Source organism: Paracoccus sp. S4493 (genome assembly GCF_000967735.1).
GTDB classification, from domain to species: Bacteria; Pseudomonadota; Alphaproteobacteria; order Rhodobacterales; family Rhodobacteraceae; genus Paracoccus; species Paracoccus marcusii.
In genome coordinates, this window is the sequence record NZ_JXYF01000181.1 from 1 (window position 1) to 4,239 (window position 4,239).

General features: G+C 57.8%; 6 protein-coding genes. 1 reads left to right on the forward strand and 5 read right to left on the reverse strand.

Features of this window, described 5'->3' with window-relative positions; translation table 11 throughout:
- Window positions 1-123: 123 nt before the first annotated feature.
- Together tnpB and TW83_RS16010 are read right to left on the reverse strand one after the other, a co-directional pair.
- Window positions 124-471 carry an IS66 family insertion sequence element accessory protein TnpB gene (gene tnpB, locus TW83_RS16005; RefSeq protein WP_045983780.1) on the reverse strand — a complete coding sequence of 116 codons (348 nt, stop codon included), beginning with the start codon at window positions 469-471 and terminating at the stop codon, window positions 124-126.
- A complete protein-coding gene (locus tag TW83_RS16010; protein ID WP_239441402.1) occupies window positions 468-833 on the reverse strand; it encodes a transposase in 366 nt (121 codons plus the stop codon). Before TW83_RS16010 ends, tnpB begins: the two co-directional genes overlap by 4 nt.
- A gap of 186 nt (window positions 834-1,019) precedes the next feature.
- On the opposite strand from TW83_RS16010, the gene TW83_RS16015 reads away from it, so the two are divergent.
- Window positions 1,020-1,484: a MarR family transcriptional regulator gene (locus TW83_RS16015; protein ID WP_045983782.1), complete on the forward strand. Its 465-nt coding sequence runs from the start codon at window positions 1,020-1,022 to the stop codon at window positions 1,482-1,484.
- 334 nt (window positions 1,485-1,818) lie between these two features.
- Here the strand turns inward: TW83_RS16015 and TW83_RS22125 are convergent, their stop codons facing one another.
- From TW83_RS22125 to TW83_RS16025, 3 genes are all read right to left on the reverse strand, one after another.
- Window positions 1,819-2,061 (reverse strand): SH3 domain-containing protein, encoded by a 243-nt coding sequence (locus TW83_RS22125; protein WP_084697627.1) that lies wholly within the window; start codon window positions 2,059-2,061, stop codon window positions 1,819-1,821.
- 180 nt (window positions 2,062-2,241) lie between these two features.
- Window positions 2,242-2,784, reverse strand: a complete 543-nt coding sequence (locus TW83_RS16020; protein WP_045983783.1) for an MOSC domain-containing protein — start codon at window positions 2,782-2,784, stop codon at window positions 2,242-2,244.
- Between the two features lie 548 nt (window positions 2,785-3,332).
- Window positions 3,333-3,740 carry a response regulator gene (locus tag TW83_RS16025; RefSeq protein ID WP_045983784.1) on the reverse strand — a complete coding sequence of 136 codons (408 nt, stop codon included), beginning with the start codon at window positions 3,738-3,740 and terminating at the stop codon, window positions 3,333-3,335.
- Window positions 3,741-4,239: the final 499 nt, after the last annotated feature.

Sequence of the window (4,239 nt, forward strand, 5' to 3'; positions counted from 1 at the left end):
AGCCGCGCAGTGAAGCTGCGCAGCTCCTCGGGGTCTTCCGGCAGGGTGAAGGCTTGATCGAGCATACACGCAGTTTATCCCACTGTATTCCTTGTGGGAATCATTGATTGCACGACTGGCTGACTATCCCGCGGCAAGGGGTCGCCACGTCCGTTCCGGGGTCCGCCAGTCGATCCCCTCCAGGAGCATCGACAACTGCGCCGGCGTCAGTGCCACCTTGCCCTCCTTGGCCGCGGGCCAGACGAACCGGCCCCGTTCCAGCCGCTTCATGAACATGCAGGCCCCCTGGCCATCCCACCAGATCACCTTGACCAAGTCGCCGCGACGGCCGCGGAAGACGAACAGATGCCCGGCAAACGGGTCCTGCTTCAGCACAGCCTCGGCCTGCGCGGCCAGTGCCGCAAAGCCCTTGCGCATGTCCGTCACCCCGGCCGCCAGCCAGACCCGCGTGCTGACTGGCACCGGGATCATGCTGTCAGCCCCAGGATCAGCCGCGCCAGCGCCTCAGGATCGTAGCTGCCGGTGATGCGCATCCGATGACCGCCCGCAAGCTCGACTTCGATCAGTTCCTGTGGACGTGTCGGCTCGCTGGTCACAACCAGATCATCCTTCCTGACATGGTCTATGATCTCCACGGGCAGGAAGGCAGGGGTAGCCGCCACTGCCGTTGTCTCAGGGGCATAACGCGGATCGCGCAGCCACTTGAACACCATGTTGGCGTTCGCCGCATAACGGCGCGCCACCTGCGCAACCGAAACGCCCGGAGCCGTCGTCTGCAGGCAGATCGACCGCTTCTCTTCGTCCGTCCAAAGCCGCTTTGTCCGACGCGCCACGCTCGCACCATAGTGTCCACCATCTATAGCGGACACTATCTCCCACGCTCACCACGCGGCAGGGCAGTCAGACCGGACGCTTACTTTCATTCTAGGGGTCAGCATACAGATCTACGGGAAGGCTTCGACCGAGCCCGAAATGCTATCGTATCGAAAAACACCCCATCAATTTAAGCTAGGGATCAAATGAGCCGGAAAAGCGACGCCCGCCGCCAGGTCGACAAGCAACTCTCGTTCGCACTCCACGGGGCGGCGAACCGGGTCATGCGGATGCACAGGCCGTTCCTCGAGCCGCTCGGTCTTACTTTTCCCCAATACCTGGTGATCCTCGAGCTGCTCGAAACGTCTCCGGGCTCGGTGGGCAAGATCGGCGCCAAGCTTGGCCTTGATACCGGCACGACCACGCCTCTCCTCAAGCGCATGGAGCAGTCCGGGCTGATCGCGAGGAAGCGTGACCTGCTGGATAAACGCCGGGTCCTTGTCGAGCTGACGCCTGCCGGTCAAGCGTTGCAGGCTTCAGTCTGGGCTGTTTCCGATCAGGTCAACTCTGCCTGCCAGATCACGGACAGTCAGGCGGATGCGCTGCGCAAGGAACTTGATGGTCTGGCGAGGCCGGTGAATCAGGATGGACAGGTGGAGACTTCAAGCTGATCATGCGAACCCGAACAGTGATGGACGCTGCATCCTGACGTTTCCGGACAATAGTCTCGTGCCCGACACGGCGGGATCAGCTCACCGCCGTGGAATGGCGATCCGGTCTCACGCCAGAGATAGCGTATCAACTCTGGCCCACGTCCAGGATGTCTGGACGCTTTGCCGGATCTGACTTTAGCTTGCTACCATCCGCGACCGGGCGGATGCGATCGGGAATGATTACCTTATCAGGCCGCATCAGTCCAAACATGTCGCGTGCTCGCTCATTGCGGAGGTCGAGGTCATGATCGGATACGCTTCCTCCGTCGTCAGCGATGGGCAAGTATCTCCGTCAGCGTGGCGCCAGATAGTCCGCTGAAACGTAGCCCGATACACTCGGCCTGTCGGCAAGCGAGATCCGACACCAGACCTTACCGTCATTTGTCAGGCAGCTCCGACGGGTGAGGCGCGTTCCGTCGGGCAGGCCGATTATGATGGCGTGGCCGAGGCCCGGGCCTTCGCAAAGCTTCAGGAGATCGTTGGGACCGGCGCTCTGAACCACTGCACCAGAACCAGCCGCGCATCCGGTGGTCATCACGAGAGCCAAAAGAACAGCAATCTGCGTTCACATTATCCAACCCGCTTCGTATTGCCGTTACTACGGCGCCATCTAGACAGATGATAGCAGTGAGGTTTCAGGCGCAAACAAGGATGCTGTCCGATCGACAGTTCTGATGCCTTTCCTCAATCCCGGCTACGTTGTGCCCGGGCAACTTCAAAGAGGTTTCAGCGGTTTGTAGGGCAGGGGTGGGTATATCACCTCGATCTCGTCCTCTTTTCTGACAACGCCGCCAGCTTTGACGGCCGCCATGATCCCGGTCTTTCGGACAAGACGTCCGTCTGCGCCCTTGTCGAGAACCGCCTTCATGAGACCTTTCTGGAATTTGTCGATCTGTGAGCAGGGGTTTCTCAAGCCCGTCACGACCAACTGCACATCAGGACCGATACGCAGAACGGCTCCCTCCGGGAGAGAGAGGAGGTCAAGGTTCGCGGTTGTGATATTCTCCCCCAAGTCGGCGGGCTGAATGCCGAAGCCTTGATCTGCAAGCTCTTTGAAAAGCTCCGACTGGATCAGGTGGACCTGGCGCAGGTTGGGCTGCATGGGATCCGCGGCAACGCCGGAGCGGTGCTTCACAGTCGATCCCTGATGCGCATCTCCCGCAACGCCGAGACCTTCCAGAAGTAAGATTTCGAGTGCCAGATTTTTTGAGAAGCGATGCCCCTTGGCCTTCGCAACTGCAACCACGGTGCCTGTCATAGCCGCCTCAACTTTAACCCTTACTGCAGAACTGGAGGCGAATTGCCACACGCTACGAGCTTTGCCCGATCCGCTTCCTCTAGGTCCGCGGCTTGGCCGCCATCGTAAGCTAGTGATCGTGAGTCCTGGATCGTATCACCGCGTACCTGCCTAAATTCTGTGACAAACTTACCCACTCAGACACTCCGGCCACATTTGTGCAGTATAATTATGGATCCATTAGTAAAGCTGCGTTAAGCAAGAAGTTGCTCAAAATGGAGATTCTCGGCGGATGTGCGCTTACCGGTTCTGCGATGAATGTGGGAACGAACTCGATAAAATGAACCCGCATAAGTACGGGTGCCTGTCCTGCTACATCGCTTCCGGGCCGGACTGGCCGACGCGGTGGCTTGCGGACAGTGCAGTGAACACAGTATGTAAGGTTGTGTCACTTACCGATTGGCGCGGTACATTTGGTCGTCGTGCATCGCCATCTCCATCAGCCTGAAATCAGCGTGGGTCCACCAAGGTTCGCAAGGACAGCTGTAACCGGCCGACGTCCGGTGCCATTACGAGCTCGGCAATGGAGCGACCAAACGCCTCGACCCAAAAACCGCCTTCTGGATCTGATTGATCAGATCTTTCTCGGTGTAAGGCTTCTCGTAGTAGGCGATGACGTTGTCAGGATTGTAGCTCCTTGGTCTTGGGTACGCCGACGTCACAATGACATCGATTTTCGGCCATTCCTTGTTGATCTGTTCAGCAAGCCAGATCCCGTCTTTCTCAGCGTTCAAGTCGATATCCGTGAACACGACCAGAATGTCAGGATAGCGTCTTAGCAAAATCAAGGCTTCTTCCGCGTTCTTGGCCTCTATCGTCTCGAACCCTGCATCTTCCATGATCGAGACCGCCGTCATGCGCAAAAGGCCCTGATCCTCGACAACGAGAACCACCGGGTCAAATCGTGATATGTTCATACTTAAATTCTCATCGTTATAACGGTATGGGTATATGAGAGAAAAAGGAGTTCATAGCTCTGCAGTTCCCACTGAGAAATGCTGTAGCGGCTAATCGCTCGTGGGCAGTGGTTTTCGAGGTCGGTAAGAGAGGAGTAGCCAACTGGCGGTAATCGACCCACCGGCAGGTTGCCGTCTGCCTGATAAATGACGGCTGACAGCTCCACTACGCCTTCAAAGTGAGTGTTAACTTCAAGCTGCGGACATCTTCAACCTGATATACTCTTGCTGATCATGCTTCAGCTAGGGGTAAGGTTTGACCCCCGAACAGGCGTGTCCCGACACGCTCCGACTGCGCCAGCACCATAGTCATGTCGTCCAGTCCCAGATCCGGCCGTGCATGACGGCTTAAGACGCAGAACATGCATTGCTTGAGGCCGCGCCAAGCGGTGTGCGTGGTAATCCCTTGTTGTCTATCTCGTCGACGTTTGGACCTTGTGCCTAGGGTCCAGACTCATTG

Coding starts and splice junctions, on each gene's coding strand:
- TW83_RS16020 (WP_045983783.1), bottom strand. CDS start 2,784: ATGACAGGCACCGTGGTTGCAGTTGCGAAGGCCAAGGGGCATCGCTTC.
- TW83_RS16015 (WP_045983782.1), top strand. CDS start 1,020: ATGAGCCGGAAAAGCGACGCCCGCCGCCAGGTCGACAAGCAACTCTCG.
- TW83_RS16025 (WP_045983784.1), bottom strand. CDS start 3,740: ATGAACATATCACGATTTGACCCGGTGGTTCTCGTTGTCGAGGATCAG.
- TW83_RS22125 (WP_084697627.1), bottom strand. CDS start 2,061: ATGACCACCGGATGCGCGGCTGGTTCTGGTGCAGTGGTTCAGAGCGCC.
- tnpB (WP_045983780.1), bottom strand. CDS start 471: ATGATCCCGGTGCCAGTCAGCACGCGGGTCTGGCTGGCGGCCGGGGTG.